This is a genomic window from Streptomyces sp. NPDC001100 (assembly GCF_053598575.1).
In genome coordinates, this window is the sequence record NZ_JBSFKO010000012.1 from 147,450 (window position 1) to 164,174 (window position 16,725).

Consider the following 16,725-nt stretch of genomic DNA (forward strand, 5'->3'; position numbering starts at 1 on the left):
GGACCTACTGGGCGTACGCGGCGATGTCCTTGATCGCGGCGAAGCCGAGCCCGTACGCGCTCATGCCCCGGCCGTACGCCCCCACGTGGACCCCCGCCTGGGTCGACCCGGCCAGTACCCAGCCGAACTCTGACTCGCGGTAGTGGAAGGGCGTCGGGACGCCGTCCACGGGCAGGGACAGGGTCGACCAGTCGTCGCCGGCGAGGTCGTCGGCCAGGACCCACGCCGTCTCGGTCTGCTGCTCCAGCCAGTCGTCGCGCAGGGTGTGGTCCATCTGGCCGGGCCAGGTGAAGGACAGCAGTCCGACACCGGCGAGCCAGGCCGCCGAGGACACCGAGGTGGCCTCCAGGAGGCCCGTGCCGTCCGCGGTGCGCCGGGCGGGGTTGCCCGCGACGGTGACGACCACCGCGAACTTCTCCTTGTCCTCCGTGCCTTCGTTGCGTACGGAGGGCTCGTCGCCGTGCCCGATCGAACCGTGCTCGACGGCACCGTCCGCCGCCATGCCCACCTGCATCAGCCAGCGCGGCCCCGTGAAGGCCTCGTCGAGGCCGTACCACGGGAAGGGCGCCAGCAGGTAGCCGTCGACCGTGCGCCGGGCGGAGGGGACCTGTTGTCCGCCCTCCGCGGCCGGCGCCTGCGCGCCTACCCGACTCGTCGTCTCCATGCCGGACGCCTCCTCGCTCTCGTCGGACCGGGGCGGCCCGCCCCCCTTCGGGCGACTCGCCCGGTCCGCACAACAACTCGGCAGCATAGCCACCTCGTGCGAGACAGCCCGGAAAGCGCCCGGCGCGTGAGGCGTGCGGAGGCCGTGTTCAGGCCGTACGAGGGCGTGGCAAACGTATGAAACGCGTCACGTGGGAAGGGCTTCGGGAGCCGCGCGGGAGGGTCAGGTGGCGTCCGCGTCGAAGGGCGGGCGCTCGTCCTTCCCGGGGTCCTCGGGCTTCTTGGTCATGTCGAGACGACCACCGGAAGCGGGCGGGGAACTCGGGGTGTCGGCGCTCTGCACCGCCTCCGTGACCTCGGCCATCTCCTTCTTCAGGTCGAAGCCGTTGCGGATCTCCTTGAGCCCCAGCTCGTCGTTGTCCAGCTGCTTGCGCAGGAACGTCTTGGGGTTGAGGTCCTCGAAGTCGAAGTCCTTGAAGTCCGGGCCGAGTTCCTCGCGGATGTCCGCCTTGGCGCTCTCCGAGAACTCTCGGATCTTCCGGATCGTCCGCATGACGTCCTGGATGACCTTCGGGAGCTTGTCCGGACCGAAGACGAGCACGGCGAGGACAATGATCGTCACCAGCTCTAGCGGTCCTATGTCATTGAACACCTGAAGCTCCTTGCGATGTCCTCGGTCCTCGGCCCTCGGTGGCTGTGCGGGTCTTCCGTGGTCCGGGCCGGGTCCACGGTACCCGGCGATCCCACCCGACCGGTACTGTCCCGTGGGCTACGAGTGGGTGTACGGGACCGGTTTTCCGGGTTGTTTGCCTAGTGGGACGGGGCGCGGGGCTCTCACCTGTGACGTTTCTGTCAATCGCCGGTCGAGGAGCCCAGAACGAGCGACACGGTCATGCCTTTGCCGCCGCGCCGGAGAGTCAGCCGCAGGTGGTCGCCGAGGCGGTGGGCGCGGGTCCTGACGATGAGTTCGTCGCCGGAGTGGACGCGCTCGCCGTCGACCTCGGTGATGACGTCGCCCGCCCTGAGCCCGGCCCTGGCGCCGGGGCCGCCGGCGGTGACCGCCGGGTCGCCGCCGCTGCCCTTGGTCGCGATGCGGGCTCCGTCCCCGGTGTAGTCCATGTCGAGGGTGACGCCGATGACCGGGTGGGTGGCCTTCCCGGTGTTGATCAGTTCCTCGGCGACGCGCTTGGCCTGGTTGACGGGGATGGCGAAGCCGAGCCCGATCGAACCGGCCTGGCCGTCGCCCGTGTCGGTCCCGTCGGCGGCGGACCGGATCGCCGAGTTGATCCCCACGACCCGCCCCTGGGCGTCGAGCAGCGGGCCGCCGGAGTTGCCCGGGTTGATGGGCGCGTCGGTCTGCAGGGCGTCGACGTACGAGACGTCGCTCCCGTCCGCCGAGTCGCCGCCGGCCGTGATGGGCCGGTCCTTGGCGCTGATGATCCCGGCGGTCACGGTGTTGTCGAGGTCGAAGGGCGCGCCGATCGCCACGACGGGGTCGCCGACCCGCACGTTGTCGGAGTTGCCGAGGGGCATCGGCCTGAGCCCGCGCACCCGGGTCACCTGCACCACGGCGAGGTCGTACCCGGTGTCGTGCCCGACGACCTTCGCCCTGGCGGTCTGTCCCCCGCTGAAGCTCACGGATATCTCGCCGTCGGCGCCCGCGGGCTGCACGACATGGTTGTTGGTGAGGATGTGTCCCCGCGTGTCCAGCACGATCCCGGTGCCGGTCCCCGACTCCGCGTCACCGGTCACATGCAGGGTGACCACACTGGGCAGCGCCCGAGCGGCGATCCCGGCCACGCTCCCGGCCGCCCGCCCACCGTCCTCCGCACCGGCCTGCGGCAACACGACGTCTCCACCGCCGACACCGTCCCGCTCCAGATACGCCCCTACGACACCGCCGACGCCGCCGGAGACCAGGGCGAGCACCAGCCCGGAGACGACGAGGAGCTTCCGGGTGCGGTTGCGGCGCTGCTGGTGGGTGGGGGGTGCGGCGCCCGTTTGCTGGAGGGGGGCCGCGGGTGGTGGGGCTGCCCAGGGGTCGTAGCGGTGCCAGGGGTCGGGAACGGGGTCGGGGGTGGGATCACGTGGGGCAGGAACACCTGAGGCCGTTGGGGGAGCCTCTGGGGCGCCTTCGGGCGCCTGTGCGGGACGCTCCGGCTCGAAGTCGGCGTCGGCGGAAGCGACTTCGGCACTCACGGCCGCACCGGGCGTCACCGCCCGCCCTCGGCCCCACCACTTCGGCTTCGGTGTCTCCTCGTTCATGTGCTCCCCACCGCCCGCCGTGCCACCCCGTACTCCCCGGATTCAACCAGGTCGGCGGGGTGCGGTGCAGGGGCCGGTCAGCGCAGCGGGCGGGAGGAGGCGGAGGGGGCGGGTGTGGGGGAAGAGGTGGCGTCGGGTGCGCGCAGCAGGCCGGGGGCCATGACGTCGGGGGTCGTGGACCACGAGGTGAGGGCGACCGGCGGGTTCGTGCTGAGCGGGCGTATCAGCGGGGACATGACCGCCGCGCCGGCCACCACGGGCGCGGTCAGCGTGTGCATGACCTCGTCGTCGCCCCGGACGGCCGCCGGGGACGGCACCCCGGGCAGCAGCGGCGCGGAGACGGAGGTCGGGGCCATCGGGGTGTCGCCGAGCATCGACCGCTGGCTCGCGCCCTGGGCGAGCAGGGGCCCGACGCCACGGCGGCGCCCGGAGTCGGCGGCCGCGGCGCCCGTGCCCTGCGTACGCGCCGGAGTCACCCCCGCGCCGCCCCTTGCCTCGGCCGCGGTGTCGCCCGGTGTGACCGTGGCGACCCCGCCCAGGGCGATCGCGGCCAGTGAGACCGCGCCGGCGGCGACGAACGCGAACCGCATGCCGCGCGAGGCGGAGCGGTCGGTGTCGTGCCGGCTGACGTCATGGATGCGGAAGCCCTCGCGGGCCGGTGCGGACGAAGGGGTCAGTGCTGTCGCGGTGTGCGGGCCCGCGGGGACGTAGCCGAACTCGAAGGCGTCGAGCGGGCCGTCTCTTTTCACGCCGAAGAAACCGGCTCCGGCGAAGAGTCCCCCGCCGGGCGGTTCCTCGGCGTCCGAGTCGCCGTCTCCCCCGGGGAGTCCCTGGAGGCGGGCCAGGAAGCTCTCGGAGGGCGGCGGCGGGGCCATTTCCGCGAACACGTTCTTCAGTCGGCGCTGCGCGTCGGCCTCGGCCTTGCACTTCGTACAGGTGGCCAGGTGCGCCAGTACGCGATCGCGCGACTCATGACCGAGCTCTCCGTCCACCAGGGCGGAAAGTCGGTCTCCCAGGTGCTGCTCCGCAGGCGTAGGACGTGATCCACTCACGCGGTCGCGCCCCCTCCCCCCAGCGCGGGCACACGCGCCACGAAGGAACGGCGCTCGGCCCGTGCTTCCGGCGAGCGGTGTGCGAGGGCCTTGCGCAGCTGGGAGCGGCCACGGTGGATCCGGGACCGGACCGTGCCGAGCTTGACGCCCAGGGTCGCGGCGATCTCCTCGTACGAGAGGCCCTCGATGTCGCACAGGACGACGGCCGCCCGGAACTCCGGGGCGAGGGTGTCCAGCGCCTGCTGGACGTCGGCGTCGAAGTGCGCGTCGTTGAAGACCTGCTGGGGCGACGGCTCGCGGCTGGGCAGGCGCTCGGCCGCGTCCTCCCCCAGCGCGTCGAAGCGGATGCGCTGCTTGCGGCGGACCATGTCCAGGAAGAGGTTGGTGGTGATGCGGTGCAGCCAGCCCTCGAAGGTGCCGGGCGTGTAGGTCGACAGGGAACGGAAGACCCGGACGAAGACCTCCTGCGTGAGGTCCTCGGCGTCGTGCTGGTTCCCCGTCAGGCGGTACGCGAGCCGGTACACACGGCCGCTGTGGGTGCTGACGATCTCCTCCCAGGTGGGCGGAGTCCACGCCTGCCCGTCCGCGTCGGTGGAGAAGGTCGCGGTCTGGGCATGGTCAGCGGCGTGGCTGTGGTCAGCAGCGGTGTCGTTCACGGATTTCGGCCTGCCCGCCGATCCGAGAAAGCGCCGGAGCACTCCTCCCCGATCCACAGGTACAGCCGCACCTCCCCTGTCGGCTCTGGTGGTGTCCAGTGGAGTCCCTACCATAGCCACCTCGCCCGTTAGCTCCGGATAAGGGGTTTTACGAGAATTTGATACACGCTCATACCGACCTTCCGGCGGTACGAGCCGATGCTCGGGCCCCTGCTCCCGCCGCTGCTCGACGTCCTGATCCGTCCTCATCCCCCGCTCTCCCCTCCGGCCGCGTCCCCCAGTGCATTCCTCCCCCTCTAAACGCCCGGTCCCATCAGCAGGTTCCCGGCACCAACGGATACAGTCACGCCCAGGCAACCACGGGGACAGGAGAGGGTCATTACCGGCAACCGGCAGACGAGCTGGGCGTTCGCCGACGCCTATGTCGCCGAGGACGAAGCACTGCGCTGGGCCCGGGACCGGGCCCGCGAGGCAGGGCTGCGCTCGGTGTCGCCCGGCACGGGCGCCGCGCTGCGGATGCTGGCCGCCACCGTGGACGCGAAGGCGGTGGCGGAGATCGGTACCGGGACCGGCGTGTCCGGGATGCATCTTCTCCACGGCATGCGGCCGGACGGGGTACTGACCACCGTCGACCAGGAGCCGGACCACCAGCAGTTCGCCCGCCAGGCCTTCCGCGCCTGCGGCTTCGCCAGCAACCGGGCCCGCTTCATCCCGGGCCGCGCCCTCGACGTGCTGCCCCGGCTCGCGGACGCCGGCTACGACCTCGTGTTCTGCGACGGCGACCGCCAGGAGTTCCTGGACTATCTCGCTGAATCGTTGCGCCTGCTGCGTCCGGGTGGCCTGGTGGTCTTCGAGGGCGTCTTCGCCAACGGCCGGACCGTCGACTCGGGCCCGCAGCCGACCGAGGTGCTGCGGCTGCGCGAGCTGCTGCGGGCGGTGCGCGAGACTTCGGAGCTGGTGCCGTCGCTGCTCCCGGTGGGCGACGGGCTGCTGTGCGCGGTCAAGCGGTAGGACGCCGTGGGAACTCGGGAAAGCAGCTGCCCCGGCACCATCTCGGATGCCGGGGCAGCTGAAGGGGTATGGGCGCGTTCCGCCGCGTCAGCCGACGACCTTCTTGAGGGCGTCGCCCAGGGCGTCGGCCTCGTCAGGGGTCAGCTCGACGACGAGCCGACCGCCGCCTTCGAGCGGAACGCGCATGACGATGCCCCGCCCCTCCTTGGTCACCTCGAGCGGGCCATCGCCCGTCCGCGGCTTCATGGCCGCCATGCTCGTTCCCCTTCCTGAAACCAGCTCATCGTCGCCGACGGCCCCATGGAGGGCACGCGCGGCCCCTAATGAGACACGCGTCACCGGCATCGAACACATTGCTTCCAAGCCATTATCCCGCATCTCAGGACCCGATGACCAACATCAGTCGGCATCGCTTGGGCAACGCGCGCGAGCAAAACCACTCAATTCGCCGATGTGACTGCGATACTTCGCCGCCGCGCGGACCCCCGCCGACCGAATCCGCCCCGGAATTCTTTGACGCAGGTCACACGTCCGGTCCGGCGCGTGGACGGCGATCTCCGCCATGCTGTCCTACGGACACAGGGCGTACCGACCGGTACGCCGGAGCGGCGACACCGGAGGGGACCCACCATGGCCGACACCGTGCTCTACGAGGTGAGCGACGGACTCGCGAAGATCACGCTGAACCGCCCGGAGGCGATGAACGCGCTGAACATCGCGACCAAGGTCGCCCTCCGGGAGGCGGTCCGGGCCGCGGCGGGCGACGACGCCGTACGGGCGGTGCTGCTGACCGCGGCCGGCGAGCGGGCGTTCTGCGTGGGCCAGGACCTCAAGGAGCACATCACCCTGCTGGCCTCCGACCGCGAGGCCGGGACCGGGGCCACCATGACGACGGTCAAAGAGCACTACAACCCCATCGTGCGGGCGCTGGCCGGGATGGCGAAGCCCGTGGTGGCCGGGGTGAACGGCGTCGCGGCCGGGGCCGGCTTCGGGCTCGCGCTGGCCGCGGACTACCGCGTGGTGTCGGACCGCGCGGGCTTCAACACGTCCTTCGCGGGCGTGGCGCTGACCGCGGACTCCGGCATCTCCTGGACGCTGCCCAGGGTCGTCGGTCCCGGGCGCGCCTCGGACCTGCTGCTGTTCCCGCGCACGATCACGGCGCAGGACGCGTACGACCTCGGGATCGCCAACCGTCTCGTGCCCGCGGGCGAGCTGCACGCCGAGGCCGAGCAGGTTGCGCGGGCGTTGGCCAGTGGGCCGACGGTCGCGTATGCGGCGCTGAAGGAGTCGGTGGCGTACGGGCTCTCGCACACCCTTGAGGAGACGCTGGAGAAAGAAGACGAACTCCAGGCTCGGGCGGGCGCGTCGGAGGATCACGCGATCGCTGTGGAGGCGTTCGTCAACAAGGAGACGCCGAAGTACTTGGGTCGATAGCGCCATCGGGGGCTGCGGGTCCGCTGTGGCTGGTCGTGCCCACGCGGCGGAGCCGCATGTCGATACAGCCCGGCGCCCCTAAGGGGCGCTCCTGGCAACGCAGGTCTCCAAGTGGTCGTTGACCAGTCCGCACGCCTGCATCAAGGCATACGCCGTCGTCGGGCCGACAAACTTCAGGCCCCGCTTCTTCAGGGCCTTCGACAGGGCCGTCGACTCGTCCGTGACCGCCGGGACGTCCCCGAGTGTCTTCGGGGCCGGGCCCGGCTCGGGGGCGTGGGACCAGATGAACTCGTCCAGTTCGCCCGGCGCCCAGTCGGCCAGCACGCGCGCGTTGGCGATCGTGGCGTCGATCTTGAGGCGGTTGCGGATGATGCCCGCGTCGAGGAGCAGGCGTTCGCGGTCGGCGTCCGTGAAGGCGGCGACCTTGGCGATGCGGAAGCCGTCGAACGCGGCCCGGAATCCCTCGCGGCGGCGCAGGATCGTGATCCAGGAGAGGCCCGACTGGAAGGCCTCCAGGGAGAGCCGCTCGAAGAGGGCGTCGTCGCCGTGGACCGCGTGGCCCCACTCCTCGTCGTGGTACGTGACGTAGTCCTCGGTGGACAGCGCCCAGGGGCAGCGCAGCCCGCCGTCGGGACCGGCCACGGCCTCGCTCACTGGTGGTCGCCTTCGGCGGGCTTCTCGATCGAGACGCGGTGCCTCTGCGCGCCCGCCAGCGCGGACTCCAGGTCGGCGATCCGGGCGTCGCGCTCGGCGAGTTCGGCGGCGATGCGGCCCAGCGCGTCGTCCACCTCGGCCATGCGGTAGCCCCGCACGGCGAGCGGGAAGCGGATGCTCTCCACGTCGGCCTGGTCCACGGGCCGGTCCGGGGGCAGCGCGTCGTCGAGGCGCTCGGGCGCGACGTCGGGCAGCGGGGCGTTCTCGCCGCCGCCGATCACCGAGAGGGTCACGGCGCCGACCACGACGGCCAGCCCGACGACCAGGAACAGGAACATGAACATCGCTGGAGTCTCCACGGGCGTCGATGTCGGACGTGCCGAAGCCGAATGTGTCAGGGTCCGATCGTGCCATGCGACGCTGACAGTTAGGGTCACAGGCGGCTGAAGACGGGTCAGTACTAGGAGAGGTCACAGGGGATGCTCAGGCTGGGCAGGCGTGAATTCGACGCGCACGAGCCGGTGATCATGGCGATCGTGAACCGGACCCCGGACTCCTTCTACGACCAGGGGGCGACGTTCCGCGACGAGCCCGCCCTCGCGCGCGTGGAGCACGCGGTGGCCGAAGGCGCCGCCATCATCGACATCGGCGGGGTCAAGGCCGGCCCCGGCGAGGAAGTGACCGCCGAGGAGGAGGCGCGGCGCACGGTCGGTTTCGTGGCCGAGGTGCGGCGCCGCTTCCCGGACGTGATCATCAGCGTCGACACCTGGCGGCACGAGGTCGGCGAGGCCGTCTGCGAGGCCGGCGCGGATCTCCTGAACGACGCGTGGGGCGGCGTCGATCCGCAGCTCGCGGAGGTCGCCGCGCGGTACGGCGTGGGGCTGGTGTGCACGCACGCGGGCGGCGCCGAGCCGCGGACGCGGCCGCACCGGGTGACGTACGACGACGTCATGGCCGACATCCTGCGCGTGACCCTGGGGCTCGCCGAGCGGGCCGTTTCGCTGGGCGTGGCCAGGGAGTCGGTGCTGATCGATCCCGGGCACGACTTCGGGAAGAGCACGCGGCACAGTCTGGAGGCGACGCGGCGGCTAGGCGAGATGGTCGAGACGGGGTGGCCGGTGCTGGTGTCGCTGTCCAACAAGGACTTCGTGGGCGAGACGCTCGACAAGCCGGTGAAGGAGCGGGTCGTCGGTACGTTGGCGACCACCGCGGTGTCCGCGTGGCTGGGTGCCCAGGTGTACCGCGTGCACGAGGTCGCGGAGACGCGGCAGGTGCTGGACATGGTGGCGTCGATCGCGGGGCATCGGCCGCCGGCTGTGGCGCGGCGGGGGCTGGCCTGATTTTTTCGCCCCCACCGCCCCTGCCCGTCCCGTCCCTGGGGGCTGCCGCCCCCAGACCCCCGCTTCGGCCCTGAAGGGGCCTCGTCCTCAAACGCCGGACGGGCTGATCACTACCGGCCGGCTTCCTTTGATACGAGCGCTACCGCCTCGTCCACGTCGTCCGTCACGTGGAACAGCAGGAGGTCCTTCTCCGACGCCTTGCCCTGGGCGATCAGGGTGTTCTTCAGCCAGTCGACCAGGCCGCCCCAGTACTCGCTGCCGAACAGCACGATCGGGAAGCGGGTGACCTTCTGGGTCTGCACGAGGGTGAGGGCCTCGAAGAGTTCGTCGAGGGTGCCGAGGCCGCCGGGCAGGACCACGAAGCCCTGGGCGTACTTGACGAACATCATCTTGCGGACGAAGAAGTAACGGAAGTTCAGGCCGATGTCGACGTAGGGGTTGAGCCCCTGCTCGAAAGGCAGCTCGATGCCCAGGCCGACGGAGATGCCCTTGGCCTCCAGAGCGCCCTTGTTGGCCGCCTCCATGGCTCCGGGGCCGCCGCCGGTGATCACAGCCCACCCGGCCTCCACCAGGCCGCGTCCGAGCCGTACGCCCGCTTCGTACTCCGGTGAGTCCGGCTTGGTGCGGGCCGAGCCGAACACGCTGATCGCGGGCGGCAGTTCGGCCAGTGTGCCGAAGCCCTCGATGAACTCCGACTGGATGCGCAGAACGCGCCACGGGTCGGTGTGGACCCAGTCCGAGGGGCCGCCCGCGTCCAGGAGACGCTGGTCGGTCGTGCTCGCGGTCACCTGGCCGCGCCTCCGGAGGACCGGTCCCAGGCGCTGCTCCTCCGGTGGCTGCTGCTTGCCCTCGGGGTTGCCTGTAGCCATGTGCGCTCCCTCCACTTGCAGGTGTTTCGTACCTCAGCGTAGGTCTACGCGGGTTACGGAGGGGGGACATACGGATGTCAGGCGGTGAGCCAGTCCCGCAGCCGCCGCTCCGCCTCGGGGATGAGAGCCGCCTCGACCCTCTCGTCGACCTTGTGGGCGAGGAGTTGGGCACCGGGGCCGTAGTTCACCGCGGGCACTCCGAGGGCGCTGAAGCGGGCCACGTCCGTCCAGCCGAACTTGGGGCGGGCCTCGCCGCCGACGGCCGCCATGAAGGCCGCCGCGGCCGGGTGGTTGAGGCCGGGGCGGGCTCCCCCGGTGTGGTCGTCCACGACGAACTCGTCGACCCCGCAGTCGGCGAAGTACTCGCGCACGAAGGCCTCCGCCTCCGCCTCGCTGCGGTCGGGCGCGTAGCGGAAGTTGACGACCAGGGTGCACTCGTCGGGGATGACGTTGGTGGCCACGCCCCCTTCCACCCGCACCGCGTTGAGGCCCTCGTGGAACTGAAGGCCGTCAACGACCGGCGTGCGGGGCTCGTACGCGGCGAGCTTGGCCAGTGCCCTGGAGGCCGCGTGGATCGCGTTGGAGCCCATCCACGCGCGCGCGGAGTGCGCTCGTTCGCCCTTGAACTTCAGGAACACCCTGAGCGTGCCCTGGCAGCCGCCCTCGACCTGACCGTCCGTCGGCTCCAGGAGGACCGCGAAGTCGCCCGCCAGCCACTCGGGACGGGCTTCGGAGACGTGCTTGAGGCCGTTGAGAGGAGCGGCGACCTCCTCGTTGTCGTAGAAGACGAAGGTGAGGTCGCGGTTGGGGGCCGGGACCGTGGCCGCGAGGCGGAGTTGGACGGCGACGCCGGCCTTCATGTCGCAGGTGCCGCAGCCCCACAGGACGCCGTGCTCGTCGAGGCGCGAGGGGACGTTTCCGGCGATCGGGACCGTGTCGATGTGGCCGGCCAGAATGACGCGTTCCGTACGGCCCAGGTTCGTGCGCGCGACGATGTTGTTGCCGTACCGGTCGACCGTCAGGTGGGGCAGGGCGCGCAGCGCGGTCTCGATCGCGTCCGCGAGGGGCTTCTCGCTGCCGCTCTCCGAGGGGAGGTCGACGAGCTGCGCGGTGAGGCGTGCGGCGTCCAGCGTGAGGTCAAGTGGGGTATCGGCCATGCCGTCGACCCTAACGCGAAGGGCGTCTCCACCGTTTGTCCACACCCGGCTCAGCGGTAACAGGAGCCTCCGCTACCTTGTGAGGATGCCTGAGCAGTCCCCCACCCCAAAGAAGCGTCGACGCGGCCGCCTCTTCAGGTTCTCGGCCGCCTTCGTGGTGCTGCTCGCGGTCGCGGGCTATCTGGTCGTCCAGTACGTCACAGGCGGCCGGGGCGGCCCCGGTTGCAAGGTGGTCTCCGGGAAGGGCGACGGCCAGGAGTTCGAGTTCACGCAGGAGCAGACGATGAACGCGGCGACGATCGCCGCCGTCGGCACCGGGCGCGGGATGCCCGAGCGGGCCGTGACCATCGCGCTGGCGACCGCGATCCAGGAGTCGCAGCTCGTCAACATCACCCACGGGGACCGGGATTCGCTCGGCCTGTTCCAGCAGCGGCCCTCGCAGGGCTGGGGCACCGAGAAGCAGATCATGGACCCGACGTACGCGGCGGGCGTCTTCTACGAGCACCTGGCCAAGGTGGACGACTACCAGAAGCTCCCCCTCACGGTCGCCGCGCAGCGCGTGCAGCGCAGCGGCTACCCGGAGGCGTACGCCAAGCACGAGCCCGACGCCGCGCTGCTGTCCGCCGCCCTCACCGGGCAGTCGGCCGCCACGCTGACCTGCCAGGGCCTCCCGGACACCACCGTGACCGCCACCGGCCCGGACGCCGTACGGGCCGCGCTGGTACGGGACTTCGGGCGCGAGGTGCTGAAGGAGACCGGCGCGGAGGTGACCGGCGACGGCTCCACGTCCAAGGGCACGTCCAAGTCCAAAACGAAGGCGAAAGGCACGGCCACGCCGTCTCCGAGCGCGAGTGCGACCGGCGGGAGCAGCACGGTGACCCTGCCGGTCCGGTCCGGCAGCACGAAGACCGGCTGGCAGCTCGCCCACTGGGCGGTGGCCAACTCCTCGGCGCTGCACATCGATCGCGTGTCGTACGCCGGGCGCGAGTGGGCCGCCGGCAGCGCGGACGACCCGTGGCACTCGACCGGCACGAAGGCCGCGGGCGGGGTCCGCATCCAGACCGAGGGGCCGACCGGGCAGTAGTACGGGTCCTCACCCGTAGGGGTTATGCGTGGTCGGTCCCGGGTCGAGGGTGCTCAGGTTTTCGCGTGGTCACCCTCGGGTGCGCCGGAGTCCTTGAAAACAAAGGGCTGCAAGCATTCGACGGACTTTCGGACCGGGCGACCTTTGTCCGTTTTTATCCGTAGCTGATAATGCGACGCATTGCCAACTCTTTACGTTGGCGCTCCGCAACCTTCGCGCGCTTCGAGCGGTAGTCACTGCGTCCGAGCCCGGAGATCAACACAAGGAGCATCATGTCCCTCCCCCTGACCCGCCGGATCGCCCGTGCCGCGCTGCTCGTCGCAGCGGGAGCGGCAGCCGGGGTCGGTGCGGCCGGCTCCGCCAGTGCGGCCCCCTCCCTGCCGGCCACCCCGAACCTGGGCGCGTTGACCGCCCTGGACGGGGCGAGCGTCGGCAACACGGTCGACGGCGCGAGCCAGAACGTCACGGGGGTCGCCGGCAAGTCCGGTGGCCAGACGCTGGAGAAGGCGGTACCGGCCGCAGGCAAGACCGGCGGGAAGGTCGCCAAGACGGTGGCTCCGGCTGCGCAGCACGTTGCCGGGGACACGGCTGGGCAGGCCGGCGGCCTGCTCGGTGACACCGCCAAGACCGCCACGGCGGGTGGAGGCCTGCCGACCGACGCGGTCACCAAGGGTGGGCTGCCGACGGCTCAGGAGCTGCCGTTGAAGGGGCTGCCGCTCGGCTAGGCGCCCTGCGTTGAAGGGGTCCAGGGAGTTCCCTGGACCCCTTTTTCATGCCGGTTTCTTGGCTGACTGCCGGTGGGGGCCGGTCGCGCCCACGCGACGGAGCCGCAAATGTCACAGCCCCGCGCCCCTCAAAGCGAGAACCTTCAGCTCAGCCGGTTTACAGCTGCCCCTACTCGCTCGTCCGTTGCCGTCAGCGCTACCCGTACGAAGCGGTCGCCCGCTTCTCCGTAGAAGTCGCCCGGTGCCACCAGGATGCCCAGGTCGGCCAGGTGGGCCACCGTGTCCCAGCAGGACTCGTCCCGTGTTGCCCACAAGTAGAGGCTGGCCTCGCTGTGTTCGATGCGGAAGCCGTGGGCGGTCAGCGCTTCGCGCAGGAGGGTGCGGCGGGCCTTGTAGCGCTCGCGCTGCTCCTGGACGTGGGTGTCGTCGCCCAGGGCCGCTACGACCGCCGCCTGCGTGGGGGCCGAGGTCATCATTCCGCCGTGCTTGCGGATCTCCAGGAGCGGGGCGAGGACCGCCGGGTCGCCGGCCAGGAAGGCGGCGCGATAGCCGGCGAGGTTCGAGCGCTTGGAGAGGGAGTGGACGGCGACGACGCCGTCGTAGGAGCCGCCGTTGACGTCCGGGTGCAGGACCGAGACCGGGTCGGCCTCCCAGCCCAGTTCGAGGTAGCACTCGTCGGAGAAGATCAGGACGCCGTGCTCGCGGGCCCAGGCGACGGTCTCGGTGAGTTCCTGCTTCGAGAGGACCTTGCCGGTCGGGTTGGACGGCGAGTTCAGCCAGAGGAGCTTGAGGCCGGCCGGGTCCAGGTCGCGCGGGTCGTCGTAGACCTCGTAGTCCGCGCGGGCCAGACGGGCGCCGACCTCGTACGTCGGGTAGGCGAGGCGGGGATACGCGACGCGGTCGCCCGGGCCGAGGCCCAACTGCGTGGGGAGCCAGGCGACCAGTTCCTTGGAGCCGACGATCGGCAGGACGTGGCGGTGGGTGACGTCTCGGGCGCCGAGACGGCGTTCGACCCAGCCGGTGAGCGCGTCGCGCAGGGCCGGGGTGCCCCAGACCGTGGGGTAGCCGGGCGAGTCGGCCGCGTCGATCAGGGCCTTCTGGATCAGATCGGGGACCGGGTCCACCGGGGTGCCGACCGACAGGTCGACGATGCCGCCCGGGTGCGCCGACGCCGTCTTCTTGTACGGCTCCAGCTTGTCCCAGGGGAAGGTGGGCAGACGGTCGGAGACTGCGGACACGGTTGCTCGCTCACTTTCATCGGTACGACCGGTAGACCCGGTACGGCAAACGCCTCGGCCCCGTAGGGCGCTGATCGGGCGTGATCAGGCCGTACGGGACCGAGGCGGCGCGTCTGTGCGGGCCGCTCTTACTGGTTCTGCGGCGGCAGCGCGGCGACGAAGGGGTGATCGCGCTCGATCAGACCCAGCTTGCTGGCACCGCCCGGGGAGCCGAGCTCGTCGAAGAACTCGACGTTCGCCTTGTAGTAGTCCTTCCACTCCTCGGGAGTGTCGTCCTCGTAGAAGATCGCCTCGACCGGGCACACCGGCTCACAGGCTCCACAGTCGACGCATTCGTCCGGGTGGATGTACAAGGACCGTGAGCCCTCGTAGATGCAGTCGACCGGGCACTCCTCGATGCACGCCTTGTCCTTGACGTCGACACAAGGCTGCGCGATGACGTAGGTCACGCTGTCGTTCCTCCTCGATAGGGCGCTGGCGGGCCTCCGTAGGCTCCGCCGCCAGGCGCGCTGGAGCGCGGCGTCGTCCATGCCCGCACCTAGTATCTCCGTTCCGGGGCGTGATCCATACAGGAGGGGTGAACTGACCTGTGGAAATCTCTGCGGCCGGACGTCTTGAGGTCCGCATCACCGCTGCTGACGTGGGCAAACGGGTGTCCGTCAGGTGCTTGTCAGATGCTGAAGACACGGCCGAGAAGTTCACCGACACGGTGGGTGTTCTCACATCATGGGACAGCGGTGTGCTGACGATCACACGGAAAGGTGGGGAGACCGTGCATATTTCGGAATCCTCGCTGGTGGCGGGCAAGGTCGTACCGGCCGCTCCGGCCCGTCGGCGCGGGCCCGCGGCCACCTACCGGGAACTGGCACAGGTCTCCGCGCGCGGCTGGCTGCCGGTGGAGAGCGAGCGGCTCGGCGAGTGGGAGCTGCGCGCCGCCGCCGGATTCACCCGCCGCGCCAACTCCGTGCTCCCGCTCGGCGATCCCGGCCTGCCCCTCGACGCGGCCCTCACCGCCGTACGACGGTGGTACGGCGACCACGGGCTGCCCGCCTACGTCCAGACCGCGACCGGCGCCGAGGGCACGCAGGAGCTGCTCTGTGCGGAGCTGGAGCGGCGCGGCTGGACCCGGGAGGTGACGGCCGAGCTGTGGGTCGGGGCCCTGGCCCCGGTCGCCGACCGGGCCGACCCGGCCGGGGTCGTCCTCTCCAGGACGGCCGACGACGCGTGGCTGGCCCGCTATCAGCGCAAGGGGGTGAGCGAGGTGGCCCTGAAGGTACTGGGCGGCGGACCGTCGGTGTGGTTCGCGACCGTGCCCGCGGAGGCCCCGGATTCGGCTCCCGCGGCCGTCGGGCGGTGTGTCGTCGACGGGCGCTGGGCCGGTTTCGGTGCCGTCGAGGTGGATCCGGCGCTACGGCGGCGGGGGCTCGCCTCGCTCGTCATGGCCGCGCTGGCCTCGCGGGCGCTGGAGGAGGGGGCGTCGGCCGCGTGGTTGCAGGTCGAGGAGGACAACGCGGGGGCCCGGGCGCTGTACGCCGGAATGGGGTTCGCGGCGCACCACGCCTACCACCACTATCGCGAGCCGGCCTCGACCGGTGACACCGGTGTCACCGGTGTCACCGGTCGCGACGCTTCGTCATGAGGGGGTTCGAGTTCGCCATGCCCGTTCCCTGTCCCTCCCCCCCGTCGCCCGAGCGGTCGGCGGAGGTACGTGCCCGGTTCGCCGAGGAGGCGCGGTCCGAGCGGCCCGATCTGACCACGCTCTGCCTGCTGGTGGGGGCGACGGCCGACGGGGCGCTGGACGACTCCGGCATCGACGCGGCGCAGGTCGAACTCGACCGGCTGGCCGGTCAGTTGCCGTACCGCCCCGGCGGGCCCTCCGCCTGGGCGAACGCGCTGCACCAACTCCTCGGCGTCCGCTTCGAGTTCCGGGGCACGCCCGGCGACTACCAGCGGCTGGGGTCCTCGCTGCTGCACGACGTACTGCGGCGGCGGCGCGGGCTGCCCATCCTGTTGTCCGTGGTGTGGATGGAGGTCGCCCGGCGGGCGGGGGCTCCGGTGTACGGGGTCGCGCTGCCGGGGCACTTCGTGGTGGGGTTCGGGCCGGCGGAGGAACAGGTGCTGGCCGATCCGTTCGACGGAGGGCGGGTGTTGTCGGGCGGCGATGCGGAGTTGCTGGTCGCGGGGGCGACGGGGGCTTCGCTGGAGCCCTCGATGCTTGTGCCCGCGGCGCCGCTGGAGGTTGTTTCGCGCGTCCTGAACAACATCCGGGCGTGGGCCGCTGCTCGGCCGGAGCGGTCGGATGTTGCCCTGTGGGCCGTCGAGTTGGCGCTGTTGTTGCCCTCACACTCGGCTCGGTTGCGGTATGAGCGGGCTCAACTGCTGGTTGAGCGGGGGGATTTCCTCACCGGGGCTGCCGAGTTGGAGGCGTACGCGGAGGTGGTGGCTGTTGTGGATGAACCTGCTGCTGATCGAGTGCGGGGGCAGGCGCAGTCTGCGAGGGCCAGGTTGAACTGAGTTGGCGAGTGCGGGTGCGTTGTGGCTGGTCGCGCCCACGCGGCGGAGCCGCACATCGATACA

The 16,725-nt window shown here is 71.1% G+C and carries 19 protein-coding genes; 7 read left to right on the top strand and 12 right to left on the bottom strand.

Going from position 1 to position 16,725, the window contains the following annotated elements; translation table 11 throughout:
* Positions 1-4: 4 nt before the first annotated feature.
* The 5 genes from ACWDEW_RS19595 to sigE form a co-directional block, all read right to left on the bottom strand.
* Positions 5-664: a hypothetical protein gene (locus tag ACWDEW_RS19595; protein WP_019072078.1), complete on the bottom strand. Its 660-nt coding sequence runs from the start codon at positions 662-664 to the stop codon at positions 5-7.
* A gap of 222 nt (positions 665-886) precedes the next feature.
* Positions 887-1,315, bottom strand: a complete 429-nt coding sequence (locus ACWDEW_RS19600; protein ID WP_450514212.1) for a sec-independent translocase — start codon at positions 1,313-1,315, stop codon at positions 887-889.
* A gap of 200 nt (positions 1,316-1,515) precedes the next feature.
* Positions 1,516-2,928, bottom strand: a complete 1,413-nt coding sequence (locus ACWDEW_RS19605) for a S1C family serine protease (protein WP_450514213.1) — start codon at positions 2,926-2,928, stop codon at positions 1,516-1,518.
* Positions 2,929-3,005: 77 nt separating this feature from the next.
* A complete protein-coding gene (locus ACWDEW_RS19610; protein ID WP_450514214.1) occupies positions 3,006-3,980 on the bottom strand; it encodes a zf-HC2 domain-containing protein in 975 nt (324 codons plus the stop codon).
* Complete coding sequence (sigE, locus tag ACWDEW_RS19615) at positions 3,977-4,678, bottom strand: RNA polymerase sigma factor SigE (RefSeq protein WP_019072074.1); 702 nt, start codon at positions 4,676-4,678, stop codon at positions 3,977-3,979. Before sigE ends, ACWDEW_RS19610 begins: the two co-directional genes overlap by 4 nt.
* A gap of 270 nt (positions 4,679-4,948) precedes the next feature.
* On the opposite strand from sigE, the gene ACWDEW_RS19620 reads away from it, so the two are divergent.
* Positions 4,949-5,647 (top strand): O-methyltransferase, encoded by a 699-nt coding sequence (locus tag ACWDEW_RS19620; protein WP_450514299.1) that lies wholly within the window; start codon positions 4,949-4,951, stop codon positions 5,645-5,647.
* Between the two features lie 87 nt (positions 5,648-5,734).
* Here the strand turns inward: ACWDEW_RS19620 and ACWDEW_RS19625 are convergent, their stop codons facing one another.
* Positions 5,735-5,902 (bottom strand): DUF3117 domain-containing protein, encoded by a 168-nt coding sequence (locus tag ACWDEW_RS19625; RefSeq protein WP_003966491.1) that lies wholly within the window; start codon positions 5,900-5,902, stop codon positions 5,735-5,737.
* Between the two features lie 375 nt (positions 5,903-6,277).
* Between ACWDEW_RS19625 and chcB the strand changes: the two genes are divergently transcribed.
* Entirely contained in the window at positions 6,278-7,081 is an 804-nt protein-coding gene (chcB, locus tag ACWDEW_RS19630) for a 2-cyclohexenylcarbonyl CoA isomerase (protein ID WP_450514215.1), read from the top strand.
* Between the two features lie 78 nt (positions 7,082-7,159).
* On the opposite strand, the gene ACWDEW_RS19635 is transcribed toward chcB, so the two are convergent.
* Positions 7,160-7,735 (bottom strand): DNA-3-methyladenine glycosylase I, encoded by a 576-nt coding sequence (locus ACWDEW_RS19635; RefSeq protein ID WP_450514216.1) that lies wholly within the window; start codon positions 7,733-7,735, stop codon positions 7,160-7,162.
* A complete protein-coding gene (locus ACWDEW_RS19640) occupies positions 7,732-8,079 on the bottom strand; it encodes a DivIVA domain-containing protein (RefSeq protein WP_450514217.1) in 348 nt (115 codons plus the stop codon). The genes ACWDEW_RS19635 and ACWDEW_RS19640 overlap by 4 nt, the downstream gene beginning before the upstream one ends.
* Positions 8,080-8,214: 135 nt before the next feature.
* Between ACWDEW_RS19640 and folP the strand changes: the two genes are divergently transcribed.
* Complete coding sequence (gene folP / locus ACWDEW_RS19645; protein WP_450514218.1) at positions 8,215-9,075, top strand: dihydropteroate synthase; 861 nt, start codon at positions 8,215-8,217, stop codon at positions 9,073-9,075.
* Between the two features lie 110 nt (positions 9,076-9,185).
* On the opposite strand, the gene ACWDEW_RS19650 is transcribed toward folP, so the two are convergent.
* Together ACWDEW_RS19650 and dapE are read right to left on the bottom strand one after the other, a co-directional pair.
* On the bottom strand, positions 9,186-9,944 hold the full coding sequence (locus tag ACWDEW_RS19650) for an LOG family protein (protein WP_450514219.1): 759 nt from the start codon (positions 9,942-9,944) through the stop codon (positions 9,186-9,188).
* Between the two features lie 77 nt (positions 9,945-10,021).
* Positions 10,022-11,101 (bottom strand): succinyl-diaminopimelate desuccinylase, encoded by a 1,080-nt coding sequence (gene dapE / locus ACWDEW_RS19655; protein ID WP_450514220.1) that lies wholly within the window; start codon positions 11,099-11,101, stop codon positions 10,022-10,024.
* An 85-nt stretch (positions 11,102-11,186) separates the two neighbouring features.
* Here dapE and ACWDEW_RS19660 point away from each other — a divergent pair, with 85 nt between their 5' ends.
* Positions 11,187-12,185: a heavy metal transporter gene (locus ACWDEW_RS19660; RefSeq protein ID WP_450514221.1), complete on the top strand. Its 999-nt coding sequence runs from the start codon at positions 11,187-11,189 to the stop codon at positions 12,183-12,185.
* Between the two features lie 272 nt (positions 12,186-12,457).
* Entirely contained in the window at positions 12,458-12,910 is a 453-nt protein-coding gene (locus ACWDEW_RS19665; protein ID WP_019072065.1) for a hypothetical protein, read from the top strand.
* Between the two features lie 143 nt (positions 12,911-13,053).
* Here ACWDEW_RS19665 and ACWDEW_RS19670 read toward each other — a convergent pair whose 3' ends face one another.
* Together ACWDEW_RS19670 and fdxA are read right to left on the bottom strand one after the other, a co-directional pair.
* Positions 13,054-14,148, bottom strand: a complete 1,095-nt coding sequence (locus ACWDEW_RS19670; protein ID WP_450514222.1) for a bifunctional succinyldiaminopimelate transaminase/glutamate-prephenate aminotransferase — start codon at positions 14,146-14,148, stop codon at positions 13,054-13,056.
* Between the two features lie 128 nt (positions 14,149-14,276).
* Positions 14,277-14,597 carry a ferredoxin gene (gene fdxA / locus ACWDEW_RS19675; protein ID WP_019058397.1) on the bottom strand — a complete coding sequence of 107 codons (321 nt, stop codon included), beginning with the start codon at positions 14,595-14,597 and terminating at the stop codon, positions 14,277-14,279.
* Between the two features lie 140 nt (positions 14,598-14,737).
* Between fdxA and ACWDEW_RS19680 the strand changes: the two genes are divergently transcribed.
* A complete protein-coding gene (locus ACWDEW_RS19680; protein WP_450514223.1) occupies positions 14,738-15,787 on the top strand; it encodes a GNAT family N-acetyltransferase in 1,050 nt (349 codons plus the stop codon).
* Positions 15,784-16,662 (top strand): transglutaminase family protein, encoded by an 879-nt coding sequence (locus ACWDEW_RS19685; protein WP_450514224.1) that lies wholly within the window; start codon positions 15,784-15,786, stop codon positions 16,660-16,662. Before ACWDEW_RS19680 ends, ACWDEW_RS19685 begins: the two co-directional genes overlap by 4 nt.
* Positions 16,663-16,725 lie beyond the last annotated feature (63 nt).

Bases quoted from the DNA above. Each gene is read 5' to 3' on its own strand.
- ACWDEW_RS19595 (WP_019072078.1), bottom strand. From the start codon at position 664: ATGGAGACGACGAGTCGGGTAGGCGCGCAGGCGCCGGCCGCGGAGGGC.
- ACWDEW_RS19605 (WP_450514213.1), bottom strand. From the start codon at position 2,928: ATGAACGAGGAGACACCGAAGCCGAAGTGGTGGGGCCGAGGGCGGGCG.
- ACWDEW_RS19625 (WP_003966491.1), bottom strand. From the start codon at position 5,902: ATGGCGGCCATGAAGCCGCGGACGGGCGATGGCCCGCTCGAGGTGACC.
- chcB (WP_450514215.1), top strand. From the start codon at position 6,278: ATGGCCGACACCGTGCTCTACGAGGTGAGCGACGGACTCGCGAAGATC.
- ACWDEW_RS19640 (WP_450514217.1), bottom strand. From the start codon at position 8,079: ATGTTCATGTTCCTGTTCCTGGTCGTCGGGCTGGCCGTCGTGGTCGGC.
- folP (WP_450514218.1), top strand. From the start codon at position 8,215: ATGCTCAGGCTGGGCAGGCGTGAATTCGACGCGCACGAGCCGGTGATC.
- ACWDEW_RS19650 (WP_450514219.1), bottom strand. From the start codon at position 9,944: ATGGCTACAGGCAACCCCGAGGGCAAGCAGCAGCCACCGGAGGAGCAG.
- dapE (WP_450514220.1), bottom strand. From the start codon at position 11,101: ATGGCCGATACCCCACTTGACCTCACGCTGGACGCCGCACGCCTCACC.
- ACWDEW_RS19660 (WP_450514221.1), top strand. From the start codon at position 11,187: ATGCCTGAGCAGTCCCCCACCCCAAAGAAGCGTCGACGCGGCCGCCTC.
- ACWDEW_RS19665 (WP_019072065.1), top strand. From the start codon at position 12,458: ATGTCCCTCCCCCTGACCCGCCGGATCGCCCGTGCCGCGCTGCTCGTC.
- ACWDEW_RS19685 (WP_450514224.1), top strand. From the start codon at position 15,784: ATGAGGGGGTTCGAGTTCGCCATGCCCGTTCCCTGTCCCTCCCCCCCG.